Annotated in this window: 12 protein-coding genes; 3 read left to right on the top strand and 9 right to left on the bottom strand. The window is 69.0% G+C overall.

Annotation, left to right across the window (positions count from 1 at the left end; all coding sequences use genetic code 11):
• Nucleotides 1-152: 152 nt before the first annotated feature.
• Complete coding sequence (locus IH44_RS0126805; protein ID WP_035956495.1) at nt 153-1,319, top strand: IS701 family transposase; 1,167 nt, start codon at nt 153-155, stop codon at nt 1,317-1,319.
• Between the two features lie 223 nt (nt 1,320-1,542).
• Here IH44_RS0126805 and IH44_RS0126800 read toward each other — a convergent pair whose 3' ends face one another.
• The 6 genes from IH44_RS0126800 to IH44_RS0126775 all read right to left on the bottom strand — a co-directional run bounded on the left by IH44_RS0126800 (nt 1,543) and on the right by IH44_RS0126775 (nt 9,000).
• Nucleotides 1,543-2,961 carry a Wadjet anti-phage system protein JetD domain-containing protein gene (locus IH44_RS0126800; RefSeq protein WP_030462302.1) on the bottom strand — a complete coding sequence of 473 codons (1,419 nt, stop codon included), beginning with the start codon at nt 2,959-2,961 and terminating at the stop codon, nt 1,543-1,545.
• The gene (locus IH44_RS0126795; RefSeq protein ID WP_030462301.1) at nt 2,954-6,025 is read right to left on the bottom strand and encodes a hypothetical protein; all 3,072 of its coding nucleotides are present in this window, start codon (nt 6,023-6,025) and stop codon (nt 2,954-2,956) included. Before IH44_RS0126795 ends, IH44_RS0126800 begins: the two co-directional genes overlap by 8 nt.
• Nucleotides 6,022-6,672, bottom strand: a complete 651-nt coding sequence (locus IH44_RS0126790; protein ID WP_051817359.1) for a hypothetical protein — start codon at nt 6,670-6,672, stop codon at nt 6,022-6,024. The genes IH44_RS0126795 and IH44_RS0126790 overlap by 4 nt, the downstream gene beginning before the upstream one ends.
• A gap of 4 nt (nt 6,673-6,676) precedes the next feature.
• The gene (locus tag IH44_RS0126785; RefSeq protein ID WP_030462299.1) at nt 6,677-7,243 is read right to left on the bottom strand and encodes a hypothetical protein; all 567 of its coding nucleotides are present in this window, start codon (nt 7,241-7,243) and stop codon (nt 6,677-6,679) included.
• Complete coding sequence (locus tag IH44_RS0126780) at nt 7,240-8,517, bottom strand: hypothetical protein (protein ID WP_030462298.1); 1,278 nt, start codon at nt 8,515-8,517, stop codon at nt 7,240-7,242. The genes IH44_RS0126785 and IH44_RS0126780 overlap by 4 nt, the downstream gene beginning before the upstream one ends.
• A 279-nt stretch (nt 8,518-8,796) precedes the next feature.
• Nucleotides 8,797-9,000 (bottom strand): hypothetical protein, encoded by a 204-nt coding sequence (locus IH44_RS0126775; protein WP_030462297.1) that lies wholly within the window; start codon nt 8,998-9,000, stop codon nt 8,797-8,799.
• 85 nt (nt 9,001-9,085) lie between these two features.
• On the opposite strand from IH44_RS0126775, the gene IH44_RS0126770 reads away from it, so the two are divergent.
• Both IH44_RS0126770 and IH44_RS0126765 read left to right on the top strand, forming a co-directional pair.
• The gene (locus tag IH44_RS0126770) at nt 9,086-11,401 is read left to right on the top strand and encodes a helix-turn-helix transcriptional regulator (protein WP_051817358.1); all 2,316 of its coding nucleotides are present in this window, start codon (nt 9,086-9,088) and stop codon (nt 11,399-11,401) included.
• Between the two features lie 369 nt (nt 11,402-11,770).
• Complete coding sequence (locus IH44_RS0126765) at nt 11,771-12,598, top strand: nucleoside-diphosphate kinase (protein WP_157852475.1); 828 nt, start codon at nt 11,771-11,773, stop codon at nt 12,596-12,598.
• A gap of 47 nt (nt 12,599-12,645) precedes the next feature.
• Here IH44_RS0126765 and IH44_RS48530 read toward each other — a convergent pair whose 3' ends face one another.
• From IH44_RS48530 to IH44_RS44595, 3 genes are all read right to left on the bottom strand, one after another.
• Nucleotides 12,646-12,942 (bottom strand): transposase, encoded by a 297-nt coding sequence (locus tag IH44_RS48530; RefSeq protein WP_304414220.1) that lies wholly within the window; start codon nt 12,940-12,942, stop codon nt 12,646-12,648.
• On the bottom strand, nt 12,921-14,153 hold the full coding sequence (locus IH44_RS0126755; RefSeq protein ID WP_232795101.1) for an ISL3 family transposase: 1,233 nt from the start codon (nt 14,151-14,153) through the stop codon (nt 12,921-12,923). Before IH44_RS0126755 ends, IH44_RS48530 begins: the two co-directional genes overlap by 22 nt.
• Before the next feature lie 177 nt (nt 14,154-14,330).
• Entirely contained in the window at nt 14,331-14,597 is a 267-nt protein-coding gene (locus IH44_RS44595; protein WP_157852474.1) for an STAS domain-containing protein, read from the bottom strand.
• Between the last annotated feature and the right edge of the window lie 15 nt (nt 14,598-14,612).

Below are 14,612 nucleotides of genomic sequence, written 5' to 3'. Positions count from 1 at the left end.
TCTTCAGAACGAGGCCCCGACCGGCACCGCTGCTCCGCACCGCGGAGGGGCGGAGGTAGGCGTAGGTCTGCACGGCTTGTGTCACCTGGAGGACGCTAGTACTGCAACGGTGCTTACCGTGACGGTTGTTGGGTTCACTCGTTGGGCCGTTCATGGGTGGGGACATATCCGAGGTCGATGCTTGTCGCTGGTCGGACGGTCTGGCTGGCCTGCATGAGCGGTTTGCTCACCGGTTCGCACGGAGCGAGTCGAGGGAGTCCGCGCTGGCCTACATGCGGGGCCTGCTGGCGCCGTTGGAACGCAAGAACGGGTGGACGGTGGCCGAGGAGGCCGGCCACGGCGGACCGGATCGGATCCAGCGGCTGCTGAACCGCATCGACTGGGACGCCGCCCGGGTCTGCCAGGTGCTCGACGACGTGCGCGAGTACGTCGTCGAGCACCTGGCAGACCCGGGCGGCGTGCTGATCGTGGACGACACCGGATTCCTGAAGAAGGGCGTGCGGTCAGCCGGCGTCCAGCGGCAGTACTCCGGGACCGCAGGGCGGACCGAGAACTGCCAGGTCGGAGTCTTCCTCGCGTACTCGGCCGCGCGGGGCCGGACCTTGATCGACCGGGCGCTCTACCTGCCGAAGTCCTGGACGGACGACCGCGATCGCTGCCGGGCGGCCGGGATCGGCGACGAGGTCGAGTTCGCCACCAAAATCCAGCTCGCCAGGGCGATGGTCCGCCGCGCGATCGACGACAAAATCCCGTTCCGCTGGGTGACCGCGGATGCCGGCTACGGCTACAGCAAGGGCTGGCGCTACGAGTTGGAGCAGGACGACGTCTTCCACGTCGTGGCCACCACCCGGCACGACACCGTCGTCACCTGGCAGGCCACGGACCATCGGCTGCACGACTTGGTCGCCGACCTGCCCCGGCAGAAGTGGAAGCGCCGCTCCTGCGGTGAGGGCGCCCACGGCCTGCGGATCTACGACTGGGCGCGCGTGGAGGTCCGCCCCTGGCACCGCCCCGATCGCAGGCACTGGGTCCTGGCCCGCCGCAGCATCACCGACCCGGCGAAGATCGCCTACTACATCGCCTACGCACCAGCCGAGGCCACACTCAACGAGTTGATCACCGTCGCGGGCGCCCGCTGGGCGATCGAGGAGTGCTTCCAGACCGCGAAAGGCCAGTGCGGCCTCGACGACTACCAGGTCCGCCGCCACCAGGGCTGGTACCGGCACATCACCCTGGCCATGGCCGCCCACGCCTACCTCACTGTCATGCGGGTCCAGCACCTCGAAAAGGGGCCGGACCTGCTCGAACGCCAGACCTGATACCCCTCCCCCTCCCCGAGATCCGCCGACTGATCACCCACCTCACCCGGCTCGTCCGCCGCAGCACCGTCCGCGTCCTGCACTGGTCTCGATGGCGCCGCAGACGCCAACAACAGGCCCGGACCAGCCACTACAAACGACGAGGCCACAGCCCAAGAGACTGAAGCCTCGCCACGGTAAGCACCGTTGCAGTACTAGCGGGCGGTGGGTGGACCACCCTCATTCACCCGCGCTTGGACAGGAGCACCGCTTCCAGTAGACCCGGGAGAGCGGGCAGAACTTCGTCGTAGAGGGTCTCCTGCTCGCAGCCTTCGCCTCCGGTTCGGGCGATCTCTCCGGCCAGGTCTCGCAGGGCCGGCAGGGCTTCTTGGGCGAGCTGGATCGCGAGTTCGCGGTTGCCCGTGAGCTTTTCCGGGGGTTGGAAGTATTTGACGCCGGCGCGGTAAAGGTCGACGGTCATGGCGATCGGGGTGACCGGCCTTTCGACGCGGTCAGCGAGGTTGCTGATGATGCGGATGCCGTGGGCGTCGAGGTCGCCCCATGCCACGAGAGGGAGCCCGTCGAGGGTGCACAGGAGGTCGATGAGGCCGTTGGTCGCGTAGCCCTTGCCCCAGATGCACAGCCAGGTGTCGGTGATCTCGGGGATCTTGCAGATCTGTTCGAAGGTGTCCTCGTTCTCGACGACGAAGACGCCTCGGGCGTCGCAGGAGATCATGCCGAGGGCGTGGACGCCGCGGGCCGGGAGGGAGAGCCAGGGGTCGCAGGCTGCGGTGTTGGCAATGACGGTGCCGACGCGCCACTGGAGCGGTCCGCGGATGCGCAGGTCGGTGTCGGCCTTGTCGACGGCTTGGTCGAAGGGGACGCCGATGAGGTTGGAGAAGGCCTGCTGCCGTGCGGGGGTCCACGTGCTCTTGGTGTCGCGGAGGCTGCGGCCAGCGAGTTCCTTGGCGGTGATCTTGCGGGGCTGGCCCTGGGCGGGCCACCAGGTGCTGGCGGCCCGGACGGCGAGTTCGTAGACGCGCCAGTCCTCGGCGCGGGTGGCTGTCCCTTCGGGGACCTTCAGGACGCGACCGGGTGGCGTGTTGGCCAGCAGCTCCTTCTCGTCAGCGAGTTGGGGGATGCCGGACATCAGGGCGAGCAGTTCGCGGTGGAGGTCCTCCGGGCGGGAGCGGCCCTTGAGTTCGGCGAGCTTGTCCTCGGCGAGCTCTGCCCAGGAGTGCGTCAGGGTCCAGGAGCGGGGGCTGTAGCCGGTGACGTTGATGACGTCGCAGCGCAGGATGACGGCGCCACAGCGGATGAGGTCGACGGTGGCCTGCCAGGCGTTGTCGCCGAGGTCGGCCTCGATGGTGGACCAGCGTTTGCTGCTCTTCGTCTCTAGGACTTTGGCCAGTTGCCGGGGCGTCAGGGTGGGGGGCGGGTCGTAGGGGCTGACCGGGTGGTCGGCGACCAAGTCGACCTGGCGGGGTTTGATGCGTTGCTTGCGGTCCTTAGGAACGCGTACATGGATGACGTCGTCGCCGTCCTTGACGACGCGGGGCAGGGTCACCGCCATGATGCCCGGGGGCAGGTCGCGTAGCGGGACGGTTTCACGTCCGTGTGCTTCGCCGACGAGGAGCGGAGGGCGGTGGGCGGGGTCAGGCATGGGCGCGTCCTGCAGTGATCCACTCTTCGGTGAGTCGGGTCCGTTCGCCGTTGCTGTCGAACGCCCAGACGCTGGTGGGCTGGTTGGTGATGTCGGCGGCTGACGCGTGGGTGAACCACAGCAGTTCGCCGCAGGCATCGGCGGCATCGGCCAGGACGCTGTCCTGGCAGGTCCCGAGGATGGTCAGGTGCTGGTCCCGGGCGACGTCGCGCAGGGCTGCGAGCATGTCTTTCCGGTTGGTCTCGCCGAGGCTGTTGCCAAGCTCGTCGAGGATCAGTACGCGTCCGCGGCTCTGGTTGTCGGCGAGGAGGGCCGCCAGGACAAGAAGGACAGCGTGCACCTTGACCTGGGCGCTGTTGGCGTTCTCCCGGTAAGACACGTATCCGCCGCTGCGGGATCGCTTCCAGCGCGGGGTGACCTGCCAGTCCCAGTCGCCGGCCCCTTCGGGGCGGACACTGCGGTGCTCGAGCTTAGCACCGAAGTTGCCGCTGCCCAGGTCGAGGCGGTTGAACGCCGCGCCGATCTGGCTGAAAAGGCCCTCGATGTGATTCTCGATCATGTCCTGGATGGTCTCCACCGCGTTCCTGCGCGTTGACCCGACCGCGTCCAGTTCCTCGATCGCCTGCTCCCGGGTCCGGCGGTCGCGGGTGATACGCGCTGCCGCCACGTTGTCCTGCTCCCGGTGGCCGGCCAGACGGTTCTCCAGCGGGTAGGCCGCGTCGGCGAAGGAGCGGGCCGGCGGCTCGCCGGGCTCGGCGTCGGCCAGGGCACGTGCCATCTTGTCGCCTTCGCGCAGATCTTCGCCCACGTCCGCGTCGGGGTCGCCGTCGACACCGTAGCGCTCGTACGCGCGGCGCAGGGCGTGCTCTGCCTGTCGGCGCAGTGCGGCGGGTCGAGCGGCCTGGGTCTGGTCGGGTAGGTCGGCCAGCTGACGGATCGCCTCGTCGAGTGATTTGCCCCAGAGGTGCTGCCACTGTGGTGCGGCGGCCTTGGTGCGCTGGTGTTCGAGCGCGACGATGGTGCTGCGACGGTCTTTGACCTCCTTGTTTGCGGCGTCCAGTTCGAGCTTGGCGGTGATGAGGCGCTGCTTGTGGCCGTTGTGTTCGCCCCAGGCGTGCTTCCAGACGCTCTTGAGTTGTTCTTCGGTCCGTTTGGCTTCGACAACTCGAGTGTCGGCCTTGGCGACGTCCGTCTGGAGTTGGTCCTCTTCCTTCTTGAGTTGGGCGAGTCTCTCGGCGGCTTGGGCTGCTGTGTGCTGGGTTCGGGCCAGGATGACGCCGGAAGCGGCGGCTTTCAGGGCGTTGGCAGCTTCCGTCACTTGCGTTTGGGATTGGGCGAGTTGCCGACGCGACTGCTGCAGTCGGGTTTCGCGTCCGGCCAGCGGCGTGGTGAAGCCACCCGTGACAGTCAGGGCCAACGCCTGGTCGTGGACGTCGGCGCCATCATGTGTCGGGACGAAGCGCTCGTTGAGGGCCGTCAGGAACTGTGCCAGGTTCAGGTTGCTGCGGACTCCTTCAGGAAGCGGTTCCCGCTGGGGGTCGCAGATGACGATCTGAGTTCCGGGCAGAGCGGCGTGGAGGAGACCTCGCGCCCGGTGCTCGTGGTGGGGCTGGACCACGACGGCATCACTCCAGGGAGCCAGGCGCGGCTCCCACAGCGGACGGGAGGTCTCCTCCAGGTCGATCTGGTCGAGCAGGCCGTAGGCGGGGATTCCGTGGCCGCTCAGCAGGTCGATGGCGGCGCCGGCGGTCCCGCTGCGGCCTTGTTCAACGTCGTTCAGGTGTTTCTCGGCCCGGGTGACGGCGGCCTCGGCGGCCTCGCACGCCTGCTCCGCCTTGAGGTGGTCGCGTCTGCTCAGTTCCAGGCGGTCGGCGGTGGTGGCCGTGTCGCTTCCGTCCCAATCGTGAAGATAGGGCAGAAGGGTGGGGCGCTCCTCGATCAGCACCGTGTGTCGGGTCTTCAACTCGGTCAACTTTTGTGTGAGTTCATTGCTCAGCTGCTGAGCGTTCGACCAGTTCAGTTCGGCCTGGCTCTCCTTGTCGGCAAGGTCGGTGGCCGCGCTGAGCGTTCTCACTCGGTCGTCGGCTTTCTGCGCGACGGCGTCGGCGGCCGTGAGGGCATCCTGTGCGGCCCGGGTCTTCACGGCGATGCTCTCCTCGAGAGCGCGGGCCTCACGGTAGGAGGCCGCGAGATAGCGCTGCCACGCCGCACGGCCGGCTTCGACACTGTCTTGGGCCGCCTGTCTGGCGCGCACTGCATTCATCACCTGCTCGTCGGCGAGCTGTTGCTTCTCATGCTCCGCTTGGGCCTTCTCGAGGTCGATCTGGCTCTCCAGTGCGAGGCCGCGCAACCTGTATTCCTCGTCGAGCAGATGGCTCATTCCTGACAGGGCGATCAGGGACCTGCCGATGTCCTTGGGTTCCATCTCTGTCAGCTGCTGGCTGAGCAGCGAGGGGGCGGGTGGGCGCAGGGCGGTGTCGAGGTAGGTCAGGCAGCGGGGGGCGGTGCCGTAGAGCGTGTCGGCCATGGCGCGGGCGGAGAGCTGTCGGCGGGTGCCCAGTGCGCGCCAGAGGTCGTCGGCCTGGATGCTGCGTTCGTGGTCGGTGATGGCGTCGGCGAGGTGCAGTCCCTCGGTCCAGTTGGCCTGCAGGTAGGGCGCTGTGGTGGCGATGCGGATCCAGACGGTCATGGGGTCGGCGGCGGGGTCGGCGGGGTGGGCGAAGACGCCGACGATGTAGCCGTGGTCGACGGGCGATGCTCGATGAGTTTGGTCGACTCCGGCGGCTTCGGGATGGAACAGGATGCCGCCGGCGGGTCGTCCTCCGTTGGTGTCCAGGCGCCATTGCGGATCGGCCAGCAGCAGGGAGACGGCGATGAGGAAGCTTGTCTTCCCGGAGCCGTTGGAGTCCTCCTTGGGGCCGAGGCCGGAGACCGCGATGAACGTCTCGGGGACGATCGGGACGGGGTGCGAGGTGAGCCTTGCGATGTCGAAGGTCTGCACAGCGACGAGTTGGCGGTCGCCGACGACGCCCCGTGGCAGGTCGGACGCGGGCGGGGTGGTCATGGCGTCTCCTGTGTCTCACGGCCGGGGGCGACAGTCTGCGGTGCCGAGCGGAAAGCTCGCCGGCGCCGGATCGACTCGGCGAGCGGGCCGGCAGGGTCGGCGAGCAGGATGAGCTCTTCGAACAGTTCACTGCTCGCCGACTTCGTCAGGCGCAGGAACTGGTAGCCCAGGAGGTAGCCGGTCTTGGTGTGGCGGACCAGGTCTGCGTCGGCCAGTCGCTGCAGGGCGCTGGCGACGACTCCATCGGGTACCCGGCCGCCTTTCAGCTCCTGCACGGGCACGGGCGTGCCGTGGGTCCAGAGCTGGTCGGGCAGGGTGGTACCCGAGGCCTGGGGAATGGCAATGCTGTGGAGCAGGACCAGAGTGAGGACGGCACGGTCGTCGCGCGGCAGGATGCCGATGCCTTCGTGCGCCAGGCGCTGTCTGATGTCGTCGTCGTAGCCGGAGAGGTAGCCGCCGGCCACGGCGAGCAGGGTGCGTCCGGACGCGGCCAGGACCTGTTCCACAACGACCCTCAGCGCAGTCTCCGCGAGGGCGCGGTAATGAGCCGGCCGCACTGGCAGCCTGGCCGTCTCCACGGCGCAGACCGCGGCGCGAACATCCGCCCGTCGGCCGTGGGGCAGGGAGTCCAGTGCAGGGATGTCCACCGTGTCACTCCTTCCTCGGGCCGGGTAGGACGTCGTAGCCGCTGCGGAGTTCGGCGATGTCGCGCTCGGCCCACAGTGCGCACATAGGGCCAAGGCGGATCGTGCCGTCGCACTCGTCCGGGGCGAGGTAGCCGCAGGCGCGCAGAAAACGTACGGCGGCGAGGAAATGCGAGGTGCGGCCCAGTGCTGCGATGCCTTCCCGGGAGGCGAGGACGTCGTGGAGCGGGGTCAGGGTGGCGATGATGTCGTCCTGTCTGGCGGCCTGTCCCGGGTACAGGGGTTGGCTGTGGTCGGGCCAGCAGTGGCGGATGCAGGCTGCGAGGGTGACCAGGCGGAAGGCCGGGGCGGTGCGGCGGATGTCGCTGTCGTCCAGGCAGCCGTTGGCGGGTTCGACATCGGGGCTGAAGGCGAGCATCAGTTCACGGGTGCCTCCTGCGCTGACGACGTCGGTCAGGCAACGTTCCACGTCCTCGACGGCGCGGCGCAGCCGGGCGAGGTCTGCGTGGTCGGCCGGGACGGGGAAGGTGCGCAGCGCCCGGGCACGTGCCAGCTGGTAGCGGTCCTCGCTCATGAGGGCTCTGCCGGCGTGGTCCGGGGATCGTCATTGTGGTCCTGCATGTCGTGGGGGCCGTCGGGAACCCGGGACACGGCCATGGGTGAGGCGTAGGTGACGGGGCCGTCGGGGTCCACCACAACCTGCCGGGAGATGGAGAGTATGAACGGGAGGGCCGGGTCGGCTGCGGCACGCAGTAGGTCGACGACGTGTCGGACCGCTGTCTGCCACGGGAGGGCGCGCAGTTCCTCGGTGAGGTCGGCTTCGGCCCTGCCTCCCATGAGCAGGGTGACTGCGGCTTCGCGTCGCTCCCGTGCCCGGGCGGCCCTGGCTCGCGTGGTCTCGATGGGGTCCGGGCCTGGCGGCCTGGTGGGTGGTGGTGGCAGGCGCTGCCGGGGCGGCGGGGGCTGGTGATCGGCGGCGGCGGTGAGGACCTGGCCGACCGTGATGTCCACGCGGGGCGGGTCGAAAACGGTCGCGGCGAACACGCCCGCCAGTGCGTCGACAGAAGCGCGCCGGGCGGCAGTCAGGTACTGCTCGGGCAGCAGCATGCTGAAGTCGCGGCGGGTGATGGCCTGCCGCATGAGCCGGTCGTGGAACTCCTGAACTGCCGCTGTGTAGCGCAGCGCCTCCTGGATCAGCCTCGTACCGGCGGAGCGCAGCCCGGGGTATCGCTCCGCGATGGCGTCGACTACGTACTTCGCCTCCTGGATCGACGCGGCATGGGCGTGATGATGGCGCTGGCCGAGGAGTTCCTCGATGGGCCTGGTCCGCACGAGCCGCAGCAGGTGGTTGGTGTAGTTCGCCAGGCTGCGCCGCACTTTGGCGATCTTCGCGGCAAGGTCCCCCTCGGTCAGGGAACCATTCAGGATGCCTTCACGGGTCCGGTCCAGGAGCATCGTGATCTCGTGGACCCCACCGGCTTCCCGCAGCCGCTCGTAGACCAGGAGCGCCGCCCCGCTGGTGGGGTTGAAGACGTAGCGCTGGTCGTGGGCCTTGAGGCGCAGCGGCTCCAGCAGCTGGAGCTTGGTGAAGACGTGGAAGCGTGCGTCGAACTCGTCGGCGGAGGCCACTGGCGCGCAGGCCTGGGCGATCTCCACGCGGCTGAGGCCGTTCTCGGAGCCGGAGTCCCCGAACACATCCCGAATCGCCTCGGCGATGCGCAGCGCCACCGGATCTCCGGTAACCGCGCCGGCCGTGGCGGCCACTGGCGCTACGAACGGCGGTATGTGCTGAAGACCATCGGCACTGTCCTCCTGCTGCGCGGAGAACAGATCAGGCTGATCCGACAAGCGCCCCCCTCACTCCCCCACCCAGACAGATCGACCAAGCATGACTGCCGACGGCGACAACACGCCCGAAAACGAACCAACTTGCGCTCGATCACCCGCGCGCGACCACTCATTTGAAACCGCACGACCATCGCGCGGTGGTGAGAATCACCGTTCATGGACCGCCGGAACCACCAGAGATCGCCTTCGCCGGTAGACAGGAATCGACCAGCGGACCGACAAGGCCCGGTCGCGCACCCCTTGATCACAGCAGCCATGCCATGAAGTGCGGGCCGGCTGTCATCGGAGCAGCGGTGTCAGGGCCGTGATGAGCAGCGCGGCCAGGTTGAGGACGGCGGCGAAGGTGGCGCTGGCCCGGGCGATGGCGGTCAGGTAGCTGGCTCCGTCGATGCGGGCCAGGTAGCCGGCCGCGCCAGCCGCCAGGACCGCAGCGATGGTCACGGTGGTGGTAGCGAGCAGGATCAGTACGAGGTGGTCGGACACGATGGCTCCTCGAAGGTATCGGGCGGTGGTGTGTGCAAGCCGAATGTCCCGAAGACCGTGTCCGTCGGGGACCGGCCGGAGGAAGATGAACACCGGCGAACACGGGGATCGACAAGCGGGCCGGGGCGGGACGTTGAGTGAGCAGGAACCGGGCGGGCGGCAAGCCGCGCTGGCGGAGCTGCGTGCCAGGTTGGAGACGGGGCTCGCCAGGTCCGGGTTGAACAAGACTCAGCTGGCTGCGCGTACGCGGTTGGGGCGCACGACCGTGTCCGAGGCATTCAGTGCCGAGCCAGGCAGGCTGCCGTCCGCGCGGACGGTCGCGGCCCTGTCCGCCGCACTGAGACTGCAGGACACCGAGCTTCTAGACCTACTCGAGCGGGGCGGTGCCGCTGCCGGGGAAGCAGCATTGCAAGAGCAGGCACTTTTAGGCGAGGTCGGGCGGCCGATCGCCCATTGGAATCCGTACGACCTGGAGGTTCACCCGGTCGCCGATACCCCCACTGCCAGCGACGCCCGTGCCGTTCCCCCGCGCGGATCCGACAATGGCGCTTCGGCAACGGATCTGCCGGGGTACGTACGGCGCCCGCACGACGCTGTCCTGGCCGAGGCCGTCGCCGCGGCCGCATCCGGCAGCAGCGCGATGGTCGTGCTCGTCGGTTCCTCCTCTACGGGCAAGACCCGGGCCTGCTGGGAGGCCGTCCAGCCGCTAAGTGCGGCTGGCTGGACACTGTGGCACCCCTTCGATCCGACCCGGGCCGAGGCCGCACTCGCTGACCTCGAACGGGTCGCGCCGAAGACTGTAGTGTGGCTGAACGAAGCCCAGCACTACCTCGATGCGGACCAGGGCGTCGGCGAGCGCGTCGCCGCGGCGGTGCACACCCTGCTCACCGACCGGGCCCGCGGCCCCCTCCTGGTATTGGGCACCCTGTGGCCCCAGTACGAGTACGCCTACACAATCGCTCCACGGCCTGGAGCCTTCGACCGGTACTCTCGGGTGAGGGAACTGCTGGCAGGGCGGCTGGTCACCGTCCCCGAGACCTTCGACGCCGCTGCACTCGCCGAAGCGGCTGCTCTCGCGAAGGCCGGTGACCGGCACCTGGCCGACGCCCTGTCCCGTGCCGAGGACGGACGGCTGACACAGGACCTCGCCGGCGCACCCGAACTCCTTCGCCGCTACCGCAACGCCACCCCCGGCGCCCGGTCTCTCCTCCACGCAGCGATGGACGCACGTCGCCTCGGCGCCGGCCCTCACCTCTCTTTGGTCCTGCTCACCGACTCCGCCCAGGACTACCTCACCGACCAGGAATTCGACGCCCTCACCGACGACTGGGCCGAACTCGCCCTCGCCGAACTCGCCAAACCCGTGCACGGCGACGAGGCACCCCTGCGTCGCATACGACACCGCGCCGGACGTCGGCCACCCGGCAAACCCAGCCCCGGACCACTGGCGACAGCGGGCCCGTTCTACCGCCTTGCGGACTACCTGGAACAGCACGGCCGCGCCGAACGGCGCATGCTCTGCCCCCCGGCCTCGTTCTGGCATGCCGTGCACGACCACATCGTCCTCCCCAAGGACCTCGAACGCCTCGCAGACTCTGCCCGTGCTCGCCATCGTCTCCAGTGGGCTCAACACCTCTACCAGCGCGCAGCAGACGCCGGCCGCTCCTACGCCCTGTCTGATCTGGCGCACATGTGGGAGGACGTGGGGGACCGTGCAAGGGCCACTCACCTCGCTGAGGTCGCCGCATCGGCCGGCAGCACCTACGCGTTGACGTGGCTCGCGGAAGGCCGGGAGGAAGCCGGGGACCGGGGCGAGGCTGAACGCCTCGCACAGCTTGCCGCCGACGCGGGCGACGCGCATGCCCTCGGCCGCCTTGCCTGGGAGCGGCGTCAGGCAGGGGACCAGGCGGAAGCGGCGCGCCTCGCAGAACTTGCCGCCGACGCGGGCGACGACACCGCGTTGACCTGGTTCGAGGAGATGGAAGAGCGAGCCACAGCCCGAGCCGGATCCGCGCCGCCTGCACGGCTCGCCTACGACAGCGCGACCATTCCTCCGTCCTTCCCTCTTCACCCTTATGAGCGTGGTGAGGAATGCGGCCTCCAGGAGGACTATCGGGTGGCCGAACACCTCACCGAGCTTGAAGACACCGGCGCCGTCGCCGACGCCCGTCTCCTACTCGCCATCGACACCAGAGATATCCGCGTCCTGAACGACCTCGCTCGGCTGATGCAACAGGAGGGCGACTGGGCAGAAGCCGAACGCCTCGCACACCTCGCCGTCGATGCCGGAGACACCCTCGTCGTAACAGCGCTCCTTAAGCCTGGCAGCGAATACGGCAAAGCCGCCCGACTATGGCCATACGGCCTCGACCCGGACGGCACGCCCACCCCGCCGTGGTGATCCCGAGGCCCGACGAGCCCGCCAACCGGCTTGGCACCGCGCACAGCGCCTGTGAGGGTGGCGCAACCCCCGAGGGATGCGCCACCCTCTGCCTTGTCGGGTATCGGCAACTTCGCCCCTGCGGGCTACCTGGTGGTTACGAATGCGCGGCACCCGGTGCGGCGCCTGGTTGTCGGCGCCGGTGGCAGTCCCCTCGGCGCTACAACGCTGGCCTCCGGACCTCAACGGGGCCCAGGCTGGCTTTGAACGCGAGTTGTGGTTCTGGCTCAACTTCCGTGAAATGGCCACGCAGAGCGACGAATTGGCTTGGCCTGGGTTCCAGGTACAGTCGGTGCGCCTCGTGAGATCGTGCTCGCACAGGAGTCCTCCTTGCTCGAACCGGACCGCTTCGCCCTTCTCATGGTCAAGCCAGACGGAGTGGCCCAGCACCTCACTCGGCTGATCTCCCTCTGGACACGCGACCGGGGCTACAAGCTGCGCGGGTTTCGGGAGGTGGTCCTGAGCCCGGAACACCAGCTCATCCTCGACGCGGACACCCACGCCGGGGGCCGCATCGATCGGCAGCTGAGCGAGGTGTTTTACGGCTTGGGGCCGGCGCACGCCTTGCTCCTGGAGCGAGAAGGCAGCCGGTCCTCGGGCGAAAGCTCGGCTGCAGCCGAGCTCGCGGGCCGCTTCACAGGGGATGCCCTTCCCCACCGGGCCCGACCAGGCACTCTGCGCGGCGATTTCGGGGCCCTGAACCCCGTCTTCAACCTGGTTCACGCAACCAACAGCACCGATAACCTCGACCGGGACGCCCGGGCCCTCTTCGACGCCCCTCTCGTGGAACTCCTGGGACTGAACGGTGCCAGACCGGATGGAATAGCCCAGACCCCACACCTACTGCGCCCGTTCAAGCTGTGGAGCGCGGTGGCGGACGTCCTGGTCGCCTGGCTGGGACCGGAGGTGGTACGGCCTACCGACTGGCCTGCCAACGCCCACGGCCCGTCCCACCCGGCGGTCGGCGCCGCCCTGATGGCCTGCGCCCGCGCCGCACAGCGAGCCGGAGGCGAGGACGGCGAAGTGCTGACGGGAGTGCTGAACGGGAACACCTCCTACGTGCAGTTCGCCCGCCAGGTTCCGATGGTGGACACATGGCACGTATGCCTCGCATACACGACGCTACGTCACTTGACGCTGTGCGCTGACACCCCGTGAGCCTTGATCGCTGCCGGCATCGGCGTTCGCGGTACAGCAACGCTCTGTCATGCCAATAGGACACGCTTGCGGAGGAGTTGGAAACCTGCGCGGCCGAACATCTGGCGCTTGAGCATCTTGATCCGGTTGACATGGCCTTCAACGACGCCTGAACTCCGGGGGAGGGTGAGTCCCGCGATGACAGCAGCGCGGTCGCGGTCGATACCGGCGGCGAGGGTGTGGAGGTTGGGAAGGTCGTCCTGGCGGACGGCGTCGAGCCACTCCGGAAGCCGCTCGCCCTGGCGCTCGGTGAGCATGACGGCGAAGGAGCGGACGTGCCTGGTCAGGGCGTCGAGTTCGGGCACTGGGCCAAGACGGTCTTGAGCTGGAGCTGCTCGGCCTCGGACAGTGCCCTGGGTCGCCGGAGGATCCGGCCGGCGACGGTGCGGGGCGACGGCGGCTGCGCGGCCACGGGCCGGGGCGAGGTCCGTTTCTGCCGCAGGTAGGCGCCGACGCGCTGGTGGCTGCCCTTGTAACCGAGCGAGACGATCTCCTCCCAGAGCTTCCAGGCGTTGGTGCAGCCCTCGTTCCAGCGGTCGTCCAGGTAGGGCTTGTATTCGTCCAGGACTGACGGGCGGCCCTGCCACTGGCCCCGAAAAAGCTCCTCCGGACTCGCGGCGTCGGCCAGAGCCGTGACCGTGCGCCAGGTCATGCCGAGCTGCCGCTGGACGGCGCGCCGGCTGTGCCCCGCGGCCAGCAGGGCGTGTACCTCGGCGTGCCGGGCCCGGGTCCGGTCGGCGAACCGGTGGCCTGTCGGCCAGGGCTGGTCCGCGTTCTCCTCCCGGTCTGCGGACTCAACAGTAATGGCCTTGCCGACCAACGGAGTTGTGGCACTCAGGCACTGCCGGTGGCGGGCGACGGCCCGCTCGGCCGCTTCGCTGAGGTTGTGCCACAGGTGCCAGCGGTCCGCGACCTGGACCGCCTGCGGCGCACCGGCGGTGGCACCCTCGGCGAAGAACGGCGCGCGGTCGCGGCAGACGACCTCGACGCCCGGCCGTTCAGCCAGCCAGGCCGCCAGGCTCGATGCCTCTCGGTCGGGCAGCAGGTCCACCGGCCGGCGGGTCTCGGCGTCGACCAGCACCGTCCCGTAGGTGCGGCCCTTGCGCGTCGCGTACTCGTCGTCGACGCCCACGACCCGTGGGGTCGGCGGCACCGGGTCGGGAGGCTCCTCGACCAGCCGCAGCACCGTGCTCCGGCTCACCGACACCCCGAACACCTTGGCCAACCGGGCACCGGCCCGCCCGGCCAGCGCCAGACCGACCGAGGCAAGCGTGGCCCGCAACTGCTCGGTCCACCGGCCGTGGCGCCGCGTCAGCCCTTCGATCTGCTCGACGAACGTCCGCCGCCCGCACGACGGGTTGCCGCACACAAAGCGCTGCACTCGCAGGCTCAACCGAACCCGTCTGCCCGCAACCGGACCGTCGACAGGAAACCGCAGGTAGGAGCTGTGCACTCGGGTCGACCATCTCCCGCACCCCGGGCAGCTGTGCCCCGCCGCCGAAGATTTGACCCGCACGTTCACCGACTCGACGTCCACGTCGACCGACAGCACCCTGACGCCCGCGATCGACGGAAACAGCAGCCCTTCCAGCCGGGGCACCAGATCATCCACGGTCCCGCACTGTCGGCCACTACGGCCCGGCCGCTGGCGAATTCCGGGCAACTTCCCGACGCCCACCGAACCGGCACGTCGTCACTCACCGTGTGCAGACCACGGAAGTTGAGCCAGAACCCGTTCTCGCGGACAGAGCCAGGTGATCCCCAGCAGTCTGGCCACCGGCGGTGTGGGGGCGGTCAGCACCAGGTCGGTGCCTGCTTCGTGGAGGATGCGGCGGGTGCGGACGAAGGCGTTCAAACCGCTGGAGTCGCAGAACGTCATCAGCTCCAGGTTGAGCACCAGCAGGCCGGGCCCCGACGCGGGCGCGGCCACGACCCCGTGACCGCACTGCGGCAGTGCCACTTGTCCGCGGCCCCG

The sequence above is a fragment of the Kitasatospora sp. NRRL B-11411 genome, assembly GCF_000721345.1.
In the GTDB taxonomy this organism is placed as follows: domain Bacteria; phylum Actinomycetota; class Actinomycetes; order Streptomycetales; family Streptomycetaceae; genus Kitasatospora; species Kitasatospora cineracea.
This window is presented reverse-complemented; position numbering and strand designations above follow the sequence as displayed.